Consider the following 13495-nt stretch of genomic DNA (forward strand, 5'->3'; position numbering starts at 1 on the left):
TTTCTCTTATGCAGAACTCTGCATAATCGCAAAAACTGGCTCTTCGCCGGGGCCGATACCGGCGCAGTAACCCTCGCCCGCGCCATGACCATTATCGAAACCGCCAAGATGAATGGCCTCGACCCGCAGGCCTATCTGACCGACATTCTGGGCCGTACCGTATCCACGATCACAAGATTAACCGCCTCGACGAGCTGCTGCCATGGAACTGGGCGCCGCTGACAGCCCCGCAGGCCAAGGCTGCCTGATGGCCACCGTCACCCACATCTGCACCCTCGACTACGTTGCCAAGATGCTGGGCGAGGACCCCGAACTTCTGGAGGCCATCGTCTATAACGACGACAACCTGACCTATGGATCCATCATCAGCGTTTATACAGGCCCGGATGAAACCATCACGGCGCTGACCGATGACGGCATCGAAGAGCTAAGGGACATGATCAGGGCCGCACGCATTACAACGCAAACCTGGCACCAGTTCCTCGACGACTTCGTGGATGACCCAGACCTCGTCGCCCGCATCAAGGCCCAATCACCGCGGTAACAACCGGCCGGTTACGGCCGATGTGCTTGTCCGCCTTCCAAACATCACTGTCTCGCGTGTGCATGAGCTGCTCCCATGGCACTGGAAGGCTGAAGTTGAAGCTATCAAGGCCGCGTAGCCGCGGCTCTCGTCGAATGCTTACTCCGTTTTTGCGGTTGTCGCAGATGATCGGGAAGCGATCTCAGCCGTCTTTTTGGTTGATGATCAGTTCTGCATTTTCGGGCAGTTCCGAAACAATACTCACCTCGTCGGCGCGGATTCGTGCATGCAGCTTGAAGGTCTCTGCCGCGGCTGTTTCCGCAGCAGAAGCGTCGGCACCGTCTTCCAGCACAAGCGAGAGGCGGATCATGTCGCGATCGTTCTCGCGCGCTACCACGGCCTGCGCGGCCCTTGCGCCCGGCGTACCGATGACAACTTCTTCGATCACGCGCGGATAAACGAAAATCTCGCGCACTTTGACCGCTGCGCCGACCCGGCCCTGCAGTGCGGAAATCCGGCTGACGGTGCCATCCGCGTTGCTCTCCAGCGCAAAGGCACTGTCGCCGGTGCCAAACCGAATCATCGGCCAGCTGGCATCGCGCGCGGTCACAACAACCTCACCCGGTTCCCCGTGAGCGACCTGTTCTCCACTGACCGGATCGCAGATTTGCACCACGCGGTCGGGATGAACCACATAGCCATCGCCGCCATCCTCATAGCCGACAAGGCCCAGATCCGCAGTGGCATAGGCAGCCCAGGTCGACACGCCATAGTCTGCCTCGATCCGGCGGCGCTTGGCCATCCAGTCGCCCATCTCACCACCGAGGAAGGCCGTTTTCACCTTCCAGGCGTCGCGGCCATAGGTTTCGAGCACCTTGCCCGCCAGCGTCAGGAAAAACGCGGTGGATGCGCAGATCGAAGTGACGCCGGTTTCGACGATGATCTGCGCCTGAAGTTCGGTATTGCCGACGCCGCCGGGAATTACGGTGGCCCCGGCGGCCTGTGCCGCTTCGTCGAACAAAAGCCCCGCCGGCACGAGGTGATACATCCATGTGTTCAGGATGATGTCGCCCGCACCCACGCCGGCCGATCTGAACAGCAGGTCCAAGCCGTGGCCACCGCCGCCCGAAAGCGACGGCTCGAAGATCGGGCCGGGCGACACGTAGATCCGGCCGACATCCCTTAGATCGGCAGCGAGAAACCCGCCGAAGGGTGGGTTGGCGCGCTGGAGCTTGAGAAGTTCTTCCTTCTTCATCACCGGCAGCCGTGACAGATCTGCCAGAGACCTGACGGTCGCCGGATCGAATCCGGCAGCCGCAAATCGTGATTTCAGCCCAGGGGCCCTTTCGGCGGCGGCGGCATAGGCCTGAGCTATGTCCTTGTAGATGTCTTCAGACATGACCATGCCTCCCTGTTCAGTCGTGGCTTAAAGCGGGCAGTCCTTGCGGAAGTTCGGCGCGCGCTTCTCGCGATGCGACAGCACCCCTTCCTTGACGTCTTCGCCCATGAACCCGAGCATTTCAAGCGCAGTCGAGGCATCGAAGATCGGCCCAGCCTGGCGAAGCCAGTTGTTCAGCGAATATTTGGTCCAGCGGATCGCGCTTTGCGAGCCGTTGGCCAGCTCGACGGCCGTGTCCAAAGCGGTCTGCTGCAACACGTCATCCTCGACGCACATGGACACAAGGCCGATGCGCTCGGCCTCTTCGCCCGAAACCGGCTTGCAAGTCATCAGATAATATTTCGCCTTGGCCATCGAGGTCAGCAGCGGCCAGATGATCGCGGCGACGTCGCCTGCGGCAACGCCCAGTCGCGGGTGACCGTCAACGATCTTGGCCTTTTTCCCGGCGATCGAGATGTCGGCCAGGATGGCCACCACAAGGCCGGCACCGGCGGCAGGGCCGTTGATGGCGGAAATAATCGGCTTGTTGCAGTTGATGATGTTGTAGACGAGGTCTTTGGCCTCTTTCCACGTCTTCATAATCTCGTACGAATTGCCGATCATGTTTTCGATCAGGCTGAAATCGCCGCCAGCAGAAAACGCCTTGCCCGCGCCGGTCACGATGACCACACTGATGTCCTGGTCGCGGTCGATGTCGAGCCACATGTCGGTCATTTGGGTGTGGGTTTCCGCATCTACGGAATTGAAGGACTCAGGGCGGTCGAACGTGATGCGCAGGACGCGATCAGCCGGGTAGTCGAATTTCATCTTGTGATATTTTGCGTAACGATCGGACATGGTTCTTTTCCTCCTCAGGGTATTAGGTTCAGTCAGGCAATCCGAGGACGGCCTTGGACAGGATGTTTCGCTGGATCTCGTTCGATCCGCCATAGATCGTCGTCGGTCTAGCCTTGTAGAAGCTCGCAAGGACATCGACATTTACATTGCCAACCTGAAGCGGGCCGACGGTGCCGCCATCGGGGCCGGCGGCCTCGATCATCAGTTCGGTGATGCGCTGAAAGCACTCGGTCACCCAGATCTTGAGCATCGAGACATCGGCGCCCAGCGTCTCGCCACGCCTGAGCTGATCCGCAAAACGGGCATAAAGCGCCGCGTGGTCTTCGACGTCGAGCGCGGCTTGGGCAAAACGGTCGCGGAACACCGGATCGTCAAAAGCGCCACGGCCACGGGCGAAGCTCTCAAGCTGCCCCAACGCGTTCTGGGCCAGGCCGGGCGAGCCGATGAAGATGCGCTCAAAGCTCAGGAGCGCCTTGGCCATGCTCCAACCCTTGTTCAACTCGCCCACAAGGTTCTCGCGAGGGGTACGGGCATTGTCGAAGAAGACTTCGCAAAACTCCGTCTCACCGGACAGTGTTGTGATCGTGCGCACATCGACACCGGGCTGATCCATCGGAGCGAGCAGGAAGCTGATGCCCTGCTGCTTCTTCGGCGCGTTCGGATCGGTCCGAACCAGCATGAAGATGTGCGTGGCATCATGCGCCATCGTGGTCCAGATCTTCTGGCCATTGATGACGAAATCGTCTCCGTCAAACTCGGCGCGCGTGCGCAGGTTGGCCAGATCGGACCCGGCGCCGGGCTCGGAGTAGCCCTGGCACCAGATGTCTTCGCAGCTCAAAATACGTGGCAGCCAATAGTCTTTTTGTTTCTGAGTGCCAAACTTGATGATCAGGGGGCCGACCATCTGCACACCCATGTCTCGGCCACGGTTGACACCCCCGCGCTGCTGCTCTTCGTAGAAGATCAGCAGCTTGGCGGCGTTCAGCCCCATACCGCCGTATTCCGCGGGCCAAGCCGGCGCGACCCAGCCCTTGGCGTGAAGCTTGCGATGCCAATGTTCGATCTCGGCGAATTTCGGGCGATGTGGCAGATGGCGCAGTTCTTCGGGGTATTCCGTCTCGAAGAACTGGTGCACCTCTTTTCGGAACTCTGCATCGCTCATAGCGTTCCAGTCGGTCATTGTGCGGCCCCCTCTTCTTCGCGCGCGTCGAGCCAAATCCGCCTGTGATATGCGTCATCGCCCAGCCAGGCCGACAGCACCAGCGCCCGGTTCAGATAAAGCCCGATCTCGAATTCGTCAGTATAGCCGACCGCCCCGTGCAGCTGAATCGCGTCGCGCGTGATCTTCTTTGCGGCCGTGACAGCGCGCGCCTTGGCACGGCTTGCCAGCCGCGCGCGGATCTTCGGAACCGTTTCGCAATCCATCTGGGCCAGAACTTCGCGAACGCACGCTTGTGCAACCTCAAGCATGACATTCAGATCCACGGCGCGGTGCTGAATGACCTGGAACGACCCGATGGGCTTGTCGAATTGCTCGCGGGTCTTGATGTAGTCGAGCGTAATCTCGAAGGCGCGCTGGCTCAGGCCGACAAGCTCTGCCGCGGCCAGGGCCGTTGCATCGCTGATCGCCTCGGTGAGCGCATCCTGGACCGCGGAACCCTCAGCCAGTTGCTCTGCCGGAGTTCCGGAAAACGAAAGCTCGCCCAGCGAACTGCCGTCGGCCTGCACGCGCTTGTCGACGGAAAGTCCGGCCGCGGTGGCCTCGGTCAGGACGAGAACCGGACCCGCGCCCCCCTCGGCCACGACAAGGAATCCATGCGACCCGGCCGCGCCTACAACCCAGGCTTTGTTGCCGGTCAATTTTCCGTCTACGTAGCGGCATGTCGCATCAGCGGGCGCTCCGCCCGGGCCGCGTTCCTGCCAGGCCACCGCCAAATTAGTTTCGCCGTTGATGAGCTGCTCCATCTTCGGATGATCCGGGCGAAGGCGACGCAGAAGGCCGAGGCTCAGCCCGATCGTCAACACCACCGGCTCCGGGGCGATCACGCGGCCGACTTCCTCGGCGATGACACCACCGGCGGCGAGGCCCATGCCAAGCCCGCCATTTGCTTCGGGCACCGTCACGCCAAAAACGCCGGCCCCAGCCAGTTCACCGATCATGTCCGAATCCCAGCCGCCACTGGCGTCACGCAGTTTTCTGGCCCTTCCACTTCCGCCAGCCCGTTCAAACAGGGTGCGTGCGCTCTCGCGCAGCAGGCGAAGGTCTTCCTGGTCGCTGGAAAGCATATCAGTCTGTGTCATTTCGTTTTCGCTTCATCATCAAGGGGACGTCAGCTGAAAGAACGACCTCGCCCTTGGGGTTCCTGGCGCTGAGCGTATAGTGCAAAACACCTCGGTCGGGCTTGCTTTTGGACGGCGTGACCGAGTTGATCGTCACATCGATATCGAGGGGTTCATCCGGGCGGACAGGCAGCAGCCAGCGCAAATTGTCTAAGCCCATGCCGCCTATGTTCGCCACGCCGGTCATCAAATCCGTCACGACAGGTTTGAACACCTCAAGCACGGTCTGAAACCCCGAGGCGATCAGGCTGCCATGTATCGCGGTCGCATAGTCTTCGTCGGTGTGCAGCCGTTGCGGGTCCCACTCCTGGGCAAAGGCCTTTATGGACTGTGCGCTCATCGGGGCGCTGCGAAAGTGAAACACCTGGCCGGGTGCGAAATCTTCCAGATACTTCACGTCGCTGGCTCCGCTGCAAAAGCGGGATCATACCCGCTCGAATCCCTGGAAATCCGGACGCGGCTGAACTCCTCCAGTTTCGGATAGGTTTCCTTGAAGGCCTTCAGGAACTCACCCATCGGCGCATCGACATAAAGACCCCGGTCGTTCACATATTCCATGTGGCGCTGGTCCTGCTCGTCGAACTCGTGGAAAAGAGCATCATGATAGCCGTCAAAGACCAGAGGCTTGACCCCAAATCTTTCACACATCTCTATGTTGAAAGCGGGCGTGACCTTGTAGGATTCACCACCCAGCCACAGTTGAACGTAACCGTGATAGATAAAGAGATCGGTCCCCATCAGCTCCTGCAGCTTGGGTGTATTCAGGTGGTTGCGCACATCCGCGAAGCCCAAAGCGGCGGGGATACCGACGGCGCGCAGACAGGCCGCAAGCAGGATTGCCTTGGGGACGCAGAAGGCCGCCTCCGCCCCGGCGATCCGGCTGGCACGGTAGGAATCTTCATCCAGCGCAAAACAATACGGGTCGTAACGGATATCGTCGCGAACCGCTTCGAACAGGCGGATCGCCTTGTCTCGAATGGTCGCGTCCACAGGAAGATCGCGCAAAGCCGATGTGACGAAACCCTGCACTTCGAGGCTGTCGCTTTCGACAAAGTGCGATGGCATGACATAGCGCTCGGCTTCCATCGGCAGGTCGTCGTGCGGTTGGGCCATTGGATCTGTCCATCTTTTTCTAACAAGTGTTAGATTATAATCTGAAAACCTGCGAGTCAACGAGATTTATTCTGTCTTTCGCAAGTTCTGGCCAAAGCGGGTATTATCTTCCCCCAATGCCGCAGCACGTCCGGCCGAACCTGCGGGGGCACGGAATTCCGGCGCAATTGGCAGCGGCAGCGCCGGTACCTCCTGACCGGAAATGTTCAGCTTTCGCGCGAATACGCCGCGCGCGATGAAATGCGGATCGGCCGCAGCTTCGGCGGGCGTTTTCACGACGGAACAACAACAGTCCGCCGCGGCCAGCAAAGACTCCCAATGGGTCGAGGGCTGGTCGCTCAGACGGCGCGTCACTTCCGCAACACTGGCATTGGGGTCGGACCAGTCATCACGAAGCTCCTGCGGCAGGCCGATGACATCGCAGAACGACTGCCAGAACTTTTCTTCCAACGCGCCAACGGCAATCTGACGTCCATCCGCAGCCGTATACAGCCGATACCGGGCCAGACCGCCTGTCAGGCGGCTGTGGCCGCTTTCGATGTTCTGCCCGGCGATCACAGCTTCGGCATGGGCCCAGTAGGCAAAGGCAAACGCCCCCTCGGACATGGCGATATCCAGATGCGTCCCCTGACCACTTGCCTGCCGCGCAATCAGGGCCAGCAGGATATTCACCACCGCCGGATAGGTTCCGCCCCCGATATCAGCGACCAGCCCGAAGGGTATGGTTGGCTGGGCATCCGGGCCCCGGCTCAGCGACAGGATACCCGAATCGCCCACATAATTGAGATCGTGCCCGGCAGTCGAAGCCTTCGGGCCGGTCTGTCCATAGCCGGTAATCGAACAGTAGATGAGGCCGGGATTGATCTCGCGCACGGCCTCGTATCCCAGACCGAGCCGATCCATCACTCCGGGGCGAAATTGCTCTACCAGAACATCGGCCTTTTCAAGCAAAGGGCGCAGAACATTCATTGCGCCCTTTGACTTGAGGTCGATTGCCACCGACCGCTTACCGTGATTCAAAACAGCGAAGCCAATGCTCTCCCCGTCTATTTTCGGCGCGGTCAGGCGCGCATCCTCACCCGTGCCCGGACGCTCGAACTTGATAACCTCGGCCCCGGCTTCGGATAACATGAGCGTGGCCATTGGGCCGGGAAGAAGGGTACTGAAATCCAGCACCAGAATATCCTTGAGCGGCTGTGTCATCGTCCCTCCCTCACGCGAAACGCGCAGCCCCGTTGTTTAGAACCACCACGTCGCGGGCCGGGATCGAAGCGCGGAACCGGGCCTCGCCACCCTCTTCCCAGATCTCAAACCGCACGGTCTCGCCGGGATAGACCGGAGCGGAAAACCGCACGTCCAGCCCGACAAGCCGGGCGGCGTCATAATCGAGCAGCGATTTGAGGATCGCCCGCGCCGCCAGACCATAGGTCGCAAGGCCGTGCAGGATCGGGCGGTCGAACCCGACCGAACGCGCCACATCCGGGTCGGCATGAAGCGGGTTGTAGTCGCCGCTGAGGCGGTAAATCAGCGCCTGGCGCGGTAGTGTTTCGATATCGCAGACATGATCGGGCGCGCGGTCGGGCAAGGCCGCAGGGGCCGGGCCGGGCCTGTTTTCGCCACCGAACCCGCCATCGCCGCGGCAGAAGGCCGACATCGCCACGCGAGCCAGCTTGTCGCCGGTGTCCGCGTCAATGATTTCACGGCTCTGGTAGATGACGGCACCCTTGCCCTCGCCCTTGTCGGAAATAAAGTCGATCCGGCTGCGGCCGATGATGTTGCCCTTCACCGGCAGCGGCTTGTAGATGTCCAGCCATTGTTCACCATGCAGCACCTTCTGCCAGTTCACGCCGGTCTTGGGGTTGCGCAGCCAGAAGCCCGGATACCCCATCGTGACCGCCATCGAGGGAACGGCCCTCAGCCCATCTTCATAGACGAAGGCCAACTCTTTCCTGTCGGTCGGATCCTCGCCGAACCCGAGGCCGAGCGCATAAAGGATCGTATCCCGCTCGGTCAGCGTCTGCTTGATCTCTTCGAAGTCCCAATTCGATAACGCGTCGAAATCCAATGGCATGATCTTTCCTCCGTCGATCGCTGTCAGAGCGTGTTTTGCGAACCCAAGATTGCCGTGACCTGACTGGACAGCACACCGCCGTTCCCATGCGCCAGCGCCAGGTCGACATCCTTCAACTGAATGCCGGGTGCATCACCACGGATCTGCCGCGCCGCCTCGATCACGGTGAAAATTCCATACATGCCGGGATGCACACAGGACAAACCCCCGCCATTGGTATTCACCGGCAAGACCCCGCCCGGCGCGATGCGCCCGCCCTCGACAAAGGCACCGCCCTCGCCCTTGGCACAAAAGCCGAGATCTTCCAGAAATAGGATCGTATTGATAGTGAACGCATCGTAAAGCTCGACCGCCTGAATGTCCGAAGGCGACACGCCTGCCGCGGCAAAGGCGCGTGCGCCCGACTCGCGGGCGGCGGTCACGGTGAAATCCTTCATCTGCGATATTTGCCGGTGCGAGCTTTCCGCCGCGCTGCCCAAAACGTAAACCGGGGCCTTAGGGTAGTCCCTGGCACGGTCGGCGCGAACCATCACGATCGCCCCGCCGCCATCGGTGACAAGACAACAATCGCGCACAGTCAACGGATCGCCCACCATACGCGCGCCCAAAACATCCTCGCGGCTGAGCGGGCCGCGCTCGAATGCCTCGGGGTTGTGCTGCGCCCAGGCCCGCGCGGCCACGGCCACATCGGCCAGCTGTTCGCGGGTGGTGCCAAATTCATGCATGTGCCGTGCCGCCGCCATCGCATAGGCGGAAATCGGATATCGCGGATTATAGGGCGCCTCATAGGCGGGCGGGCGCGAGGCCGTCACCAGCCTGCCCGACGCGGTGCGCTGGTTGGAGCCATAAACAATCAGCGCCACATCACACAGGCCAGCCTCCAGCGCCATTGTGGCGGAGGTCAGGTAGTTCACGAAGGACGACCCGCCCGACATGGTGCCGTCGATGAAGCGGGGCTGAATACCCAGATATTCGGCCGCCATCAGCGCCGGCATGCTGTCTTCCATCATGGTGCAGAACAGACCGTCCACATCGGACAGCTTCAGCCCCGCATCGCCAAGTGCCGCAAGCGCGGATTGCGCCATGACATCATAGGCCGTCAGCCCATGCGCCTCGCCGAAACCCGCGTGCCCGGTTCCCACAATGGCGGATTTTCCCCGAAGTTTGGTGGTCATGGCCTATACCTCCGCCGGTTTGAACAACACGGCCGATTGGCCCTCGGCCCCGCCCACGAAGGCGGTCACGGCCATGTCGATGACAATGTCACCGGGGGCAATGCCCTCGACCCGGCTCATCATCCGAACGCCTTCCTCCAGTTCCACCACGCACACGTTATAGTCGCCGCCGCGCTCGGGCTTCTGACGCACGACAGTGGTGGTGTGGACCCGGCCCTTGCCGCTGGCGGGATGCCAAGAGATCGCGGTCCCATGGCAGTGCGGACACAGGACCCTTGGAAAGAAATGATAGGCTCCGCAATCATCGCACCTGGGCAGCATGATCTCCCCGTTTGTCAGCGCGCGTTGGAATATCTGGTCTGGTCCTGTGGCGTCCGGCACCGGCATTCTCCTCAAATGGTCCATTCCTGGTTAATCGTATTGATAATATTTCTAACAGCTGTTAGATTTTGTCAATCCCATAGGTTCACTTGAGAGAACGCCATGTCAGATTCAAGTTCAGCCCCCCTTTCCGGCAAGCTCGTCATCGCGCTCGAACAGGCGGTGGCGGCGCCCTTTTGCTCTTCGCGGCTTGCCGATGCCGGTGCGCGGGTGATCAAGGTCGAACGCAAGGGCGTGGGCGATTTCGCGCGCGCCTATGATACTGCCGCCAACGGCGAAAGCGCCTATTTTACATGGCTAAACCGGGGCAAGGAATCGGTCGCACTGGATATCAAAGCAGCAGAAGATCGCGATATCCTGCTGAAAATGCTGGAAAACGCGGATGTGTTCATTCAAAATCTTTTGCCGGGCGCCCTGGCAAAGCTGGGTCTGGATTCCGCGAGTCTGCGAGAGAGGTTCCCGCGTCTCGTGACTTGCGACATCACCGGATACGGCGAAGACGGCCCGAGGCGCAACGCCAAGGCCTATGACCTTCTGGTGCAATGCGAAAGCGGCCTGGCATCGGTGACCGGCACGCCGGACGGGCCGGGGCGGGTTGGCGTGTCGGTATGCGACATCGCCACGGGCATGACAGCCCATGCCGGGATCTGCGAAGCGCTGATCGGGCGTGAGCGCACCGGCAAAGGTAGCGGCGTTTCGGTGGCCATGTTCGACGTGATGGCCGACTGGATGTCGGTTCCGCTGCTCTATCACGACTATCTTGGCAAACCGACGCCCCGCGTCGGTCTGAACCATACGGTGATCTGCCCCTACGGCGCCTATGAGTGCAAGGACGGTCAGCTTGTCGTCATTACCGTGCAGCACAGCGGCGAATGGCAACGGTTCAGTGAACACATACTGGGCGATGCAACTCTGGCAGCCGACCCCCGGTTTCATGACAACACGGCGCGAATTGACAACAAGCCCGCGCTCGAAGCGCTCATTAAGACCGTGTTCGCCTCGCATGACCGCGTCGAGATGCTGAAGCGGCTCGATGCTGCGGGCATTGCATTCGGGGCAGTCAACGACGTGGCCTCCCTGTCCGACCACCCCCAGCTCGACCGGTCCGTCATCAGCACGCCCTCTGGCGAAATCAACGTCCCTGCTCCCCCGATCCGGCGCAGCGCCGGAGAGACGACACTTGGCCCTTGCCCTGCTTTTGACGCGGACGGCAAAGCCATCCGCGCCGAGTTCGACCCTCGTCATAGAACAGGATACGCGCATAAATGACCGCTGCGCAGAAACCCGCGATCCTTGATGGCGTGAAGATTGTCGATCTTACTTCTGTGGTTTTCGGTCCTTTGGCCACGCAAATGCTGGGCGATCTGGGGGCCGATGTGATCAAGGTGGAAGGCCCCGAGGGAGATCTTTTGCGCCAGGTCCAGCCGTCCCGCAACAAGCTGATGGGGGCCGCCTTTCTGGGGACCAACCGCAACAAGCGCAGCGTTGTGCTCGACCTGAAAACGCAATCCGGCCGCGACCGGCTGCGCAAACTGCTCTCCGATGCCGATGTAATGATTTCAAGCATCCGGCCCGCGGCGCTTGCGCGCCTGTCGCTTGATCCCCAAACCCTGCGCCACGAAAACCCAAACCTGATCACGGTATCTGTCACTGGGTTCGGGCAGGACGGGCCCTATGCCGCCAAGCCCGCGTTTGACGATTCCGTCCAGTCGGTTTCGGGCCTGGCCAGCTTGGCAACATTGCGCGACCCCAAGGCTCCGCCTGCTTATGCTCCGACGATCCTCGCCGACAAGCTTGGTGGCGTGACAGCCGCCTATGCCGTCATGGCGGCCCTGTTCCACCGCGAGCACACGGGTGAAGCCCAGCATGTCGAAGTCCCGATGTTCGAGACCCTGGCATCGTTTCTAATGGTCGAACATTTGGATGGCGCCACCTTCGAAGAAAGCCCGAAGGATTTCGGCTATGCAAGGATGCTGGTTCCGCACAGGCGCCCGGTTCGGACGGCGGACGGCTATATCACAATTCTGCCCTACACCAACGTGCAGTGGGCGCGCTTCTTCAAGGCGGTCGGACGCGATGAGATGATCGACCACGTTTGGGTCACTGACATGGATGCGCGCAGCCGCAACATCGGCGCGGTCTACGACATGGTGGCGCAGATTGCGTTGACCCGGACAACGGATGACTGGCTTGCCCTGATGGAGGACGCCGACATCCCCGCCATGCCGGTGAATAACCTGTCGGATTTGCCGAACGACCCCCACCTTGTCGCGACCGGGTTTTTTCAGCAGATGGATCACCCGAGCGAAGGTGCCATCTGGACGACACGCCCGCCGATCCGGTTCTCGGCGACACCGGCGCGACATGACCACCGCCCTGCCCCCCGGCTGGGGGAGCACGACGAAGAGATATTCGGGCCGGGTGAAAAATAACCCCCTGCACCGGACGGATCAAACATCCAGCGAACGTGCGATCAGTTCCTTCATTATTTCGTTGGTGCCGCCATAGATCATCTGGACCCGGCTGTCGGCATAAAGGCGCGCGATCGGGTATTCCATCATGAAGCCATAACCGCCGTGCAGTTGAAGGCATTCATGCATGACCTCGTTTTGCATTTGGCTGCCCCACCATTTCGCCATCGAGGCCGTGGCCGCATCAAGTTCGCCGGTTTCGAGACGCGCGAGCCCGTCATTGACGAAGGAGCGCAGCAATTCGGCCTTGGTCTTGCATTCCGCCAATTTGAAGCGTGTGTTCTGGAAATCCATGATCCGCTTGCCGAATGCTTTGCGGTCCTGAACATATTTCACAGTTTCAGCGATGGCAAAGTCAATGAACCCAAGCGCGGTAACGCCGATCATCAGCCGCTCCCATGGCAGCTGCTTCATCAACTGGTAGAAACCCTGCCCCTCTTCTGGGCCAAGCAGGTTCGCCGTCGGCACGCACACATCCTCGAAGAACAGCTCGGCCGTATCCGATCCCTTCATGCCCAACTTCTTCAGGTTCCGTCCCCTACGAAACCCTACGGCGTCCTCGGTTTCCAGAACGATCAGCGAAACGCCCTTGGCGCCAGCGCTGCGGTCGGTCTTTGCCACGACGACTACCAGATCGGCTGTATGTCCGTTGGTGATAAAGATCTTCGAGCCGTTGATCTTGTAATGGTTGCCATCCTTTTCCGCATGGGTCTGGACGTTCTGGAGGTCAGAGCCCGTTCCCGGCTCGGTCATCGCGATGGCCGCGACACTGTCGCCGCTGACTAGCTTCGGCAACCACTTTTTCTTTTGTTCTTCGCTGCCATAGGCGTAGATATAGTGGATTACGATGGACTGGATGCCATAGCCCCAACCCGTGTCTCCGGTGCGTCCCCGCTCGTAAACGGTAACGCATCAAACCCGATGCCGCCACCGAACCCGCCATATTCTTCGGCAATCGAGCCACCCATGACGCCTTGCTGTCCGACTGTTCTCCAGAAGTCGCGGTCAACAATGCCCTGCTCCGCCCATTTTTCGATACTCGGGGCCAGCGTCAGGCGCAGGCGTGACCTGCCACGGGATTTTTCCTCCACCGTCGATTAGAGTCCGACCCAACCTGAGGACGGACAATGAAGCGAACGAGATTCACGGACGAGCAGATCATCGGCATCCTGGCCGAGCACGAGG

13 protein-coding genes and 2 pseudogenes are annotated in these 13495 nt (G+C 60.6%); 4 read left to right on the forward strand and 11 right to left on the reverse strand.

Features of this window, described 5'->3' with window-relative positions:
- Nucleotides 1-27: 27 nt before the first annotated feature.
- Both BKY27_RS15030 and BKY27_RS15035 read left to right on the forward strand, forming a co-directional pair.
- Nucleotides 28-248, forward strand: a pseudogene (locus BKY27_RS15030) (transposase domain-containing protein); the annotation flags it as partial.
- Nucleotides 203-544 (forward strand): hypothetical protein, encoded by a 342-nt coding sequence (locus tag BKY27_RS15035; protein ID WP_233491854.1) that lies wholly within the window; start codon nt 203-205, stop codon nt 542-544. The pseudogene BKY27_RS15030 and the gene BKY27_RS15035, both read left to right, overlap by 46 nt.
- A 181-nt stretch (nt 545-725) precedes the next feature.
- On the opposite strand, the gene BKY27_RS15040 is transcribed toward BKY27_RS15035, so the two are convergent.
- The 10 genes from BKY27_RS15040 to BKY27_RS15085 form a co-directional block, all read right to left on the reverse strand.
- Nucleotides 726-1922, reverse strand: a complete 1197-nt coding sequence (locus BKY27_RS15040; protein ID WP_233491855.1) for a phenylacetate--CoA ligase family protein — start codon at nt 1920-1922, stop codon at nt 726-728.
- A gap of 27 nt (nt 1923-1949) precedes the next feature.
- Nucleotides 1950-2759 (reverse strand): enoyl-CoA hydratase/isomerase family protein, encoded by an 810-nt coding sequence (locus BKY27_RS15045; RefSeq protein ID WP_071675311.1) that lies wholly within the window; start codon nt 2757-2759, stop codon nt 1950-1952.
- 28 nt (nt 2760-2787) lie between these two features.
- Nucleotides 2788-3939, reverse strand: coding sequence for an acyl-CoA dehydrogenase family protein (locus BKY27_RS15050; protein ID WP_071675312.1), 1152 nt, complete (start codon nt 3937-3939; stop codon nt 2788-2790).
- Nucleotides 3936-5060: an acyl-CoA dehydrogenase family protein gene (locus BKY27_RS15055; RefSeq protein ID WP_071675313.1), complete on the reverse strand. Its 1125-nt coding sequence runs from the start codon at nt 5058-5060 to the stop codon at nt 3936-3938. Before BKY27_RS15055 ends, BKY27_RS15050 begins: the two co-directional genes overlap by 4 nt.
- Complete coding sequence (locus BKY27_RS15060) at nt 5047-5496, reverse strand: MaoC family dehydratase (protein WP_071675314.1); 450 nt, start codon at nt 5494-5496, stop codon at nt 5047-5049. The genes BKY27_RS15055 and BKY27_RS15060 overlap by 14 nt, the downstream gene beginning before the upstream one ends.
- Entirely contained in the window at nt 5493-6212 is a 720-nt protein-coding gene (locus tag BKY27_RS15065; protein ID WP_071675315.1) for a transglutaminase-like domain-containing protein, read from the reverse strand. The genes BKY27_RS15060 and BKY27_RS15065 overlap by 4 nt, the downstream gene beginning before the upstream one ends.
- Before the next feature lie 66 nt (nt 6213-6278).
- Nucleotides 6279-7415: a CaiB/BaiF CoA transferase family protein gene (locus tag BKY27_RS15070; RefSeq protein WP_071675316.1), complete on the reverse strand. Its 1137-nt coding sequence runs from the start codon at nt 7413-7415 to the stop codon at nt 6279-6281.
- Between the two features lie 10 nt (nt 7416-7425).
- Complete coding sequence (locus BKY27_RS15075; RefSeq protein ID WP_199559113.1) at nt 7426-8283, reverse strand: MaoC/PaaZ C-terminal domain-containing protein; 858 nt, start codon at nt 8281-8283, stop codon at nt 7426-7428.
- Nucleotides 8284-8306: 23 nt separating this feature from the next.
- Entirely contained in the window at nt 8307-9458 is a 1152-nt protein-coding gene (locus BKY27_RS15080; RefSeq protein WP_071675317.1) for a thiolase, read from the reverse strand.
- 3 nt (nt 9459-9461) lie between these two features.
- Nucleotides 9462-9845 (reverse strand): Zn-ribbon domain-containing OB-fold protein, encoded by a 384-nt coding sequence (locus BKY27_RS15085; protein ID WP_071675318.1) that lies wholly within the window; start codon nt 9843-9845, stop codon nt 9462-9464.
- Nucleotides 9846-9941: 96 nt separating this feature from the next.
- Between BKY27_RS15085 and BKY27_RS15090 the strand changes: the two genes are divergently transcribed.
- Both BKY27_RS15090 and BKY27_RS15095 read left to right on the forward strand, forming a co-directional pair.
- A complete protein-coding gene (locus BKY27_RS15090; protein ID WP_071675319.1) occupies nt 9942-11108 on the forward strand; it encodes a CaiB/BaiF CoA transferase family protein in 1167 nt (388 codons plus the stop codon).
- Nucleotides 11105-12271, forward strand: a complete 1167-nt coding sequence (locus tag BKY27_RS15095; protein WP_071675320.1) for a CaiB/BaiF CoA transferase family protein — start codon at nt 11105-11107, stop codon at nt 12269-12271. The genes BKY27_RS15090 and BKY27_RS15095 overlap by 4 nt, the downstream gene beginning before the upstream one ends.
- 18 nt (nt 12272-12289) lie before the next feature.
- Here BKY27_RS15095 and BKY27_RS15100 read toward each other — a convergent pair.
- Nucleotides 12290-13359 (reverse strand): annotated as a pseudogene (locus BKY27_RS15100) (acyl-CoA dehydrogenase family protein); the annotation flags it as partial.
- Nucleotides 13360-13495 lie beyond the last annotated feature (136 nt).

The organism is Nioella nitratireducens (assembly GCF_001879715.1).
Classification (GTDB): domain Bacteria; phylum Pseudomonadota; class Alphaproteobacteria; order Rhodobacterales; family Rhodobacteraceae; genus Nioella; species Nioella nitratireducens.

Excerpts from the sequence above, each read along its gene's own strand:
- BKY27_RS15090 (WP_071675319.1), top strand. The coding sequence starts at position 9,942 with ATGTCAGATTCAAGTTCAGCCCCCCTTTCCGGCAAGCTCGTCATCGCG.
- BKY27_RS15050 (WP_071675312.1), bottom strand. The coding sequence starts at position 3,939 with ATGACCGACTGGAACGCTATGAGCGATGCAGAGTTCCGAAAAGAGGTG.
- BKY27_RS15065 (WP_071675315.1), bottom strand. The coding sequence starts at position 6,212 with ATGGCCCAACCGCACGACGACCTGCCGATGGAAGCCGAGCGCTATGTC.
- BKY27_RS15070 (WP_071675316.1), bottom strand. The coding sequence starts at position 7,415 with ATGACACAGCCGCTCAAGGATATTCTGGTGCTGGATTTCAGTACCCTT.
- BKY27_RS15080 (WP_071675317.1), bottom strand. The coding sequence starts at position 9,458 with ATGACCACCAAACTTCGGGGAAAATCCGCCATTGTGGGAACCGGGCAC.
- BKY27_RS15085 (WP_071675318.1), bottom strand. The coding sequence starts at position 9,845 with ATGCCGGTGCCGGACGCCACAGGACCAGACCAGATATTCCAACGCGCG.
- BKY27_RS15035 (WP_233491854.1), top strand. The coding sequence starts at position 203 with ATGGAACTGGGCGCCGCTGACAGCCCCGCAGGCCAAGGCTGCCTGATG.
- BKY27_RS15045 (WP_071675311.1), bottom strand. The coding sequence starts at position 2,759 with ATGTCCGATCGTTACGCAAAATATCACAAGATGAAATTCGACTACCCG.
- BKY27_RS15095 (WP_071675320.1), top strand. The coding sequence starts at position 11,105 with ATGACCGCTGCGCAGAAACCCGCGATCCTTGATGGCGTGAAGATTGTC.
- BKY27_RS15055 (WP_071675313.1), bottom strand. The coding sequence starts at position 5,060 with ATGACACAGACTGATATGCTTTCCAGCGACCAGGAAGACCTTCGCCTG.
- BKY27_RS15075 (WP_199559113.1), bottom strand. The coding sequence starts at position 8,283 with ATGCCATTGGATTTCGACGCGTTATCGAATTGGGACTTCGAAGAGATC.
- BKY27_RS15040 (WP_233491855.1), bottom strand. The coding sequence starts at position 1,922 with ATGTCTGAAGACATCTACAAGGACATAGCTCAGGCCTATGCCGCCGCC.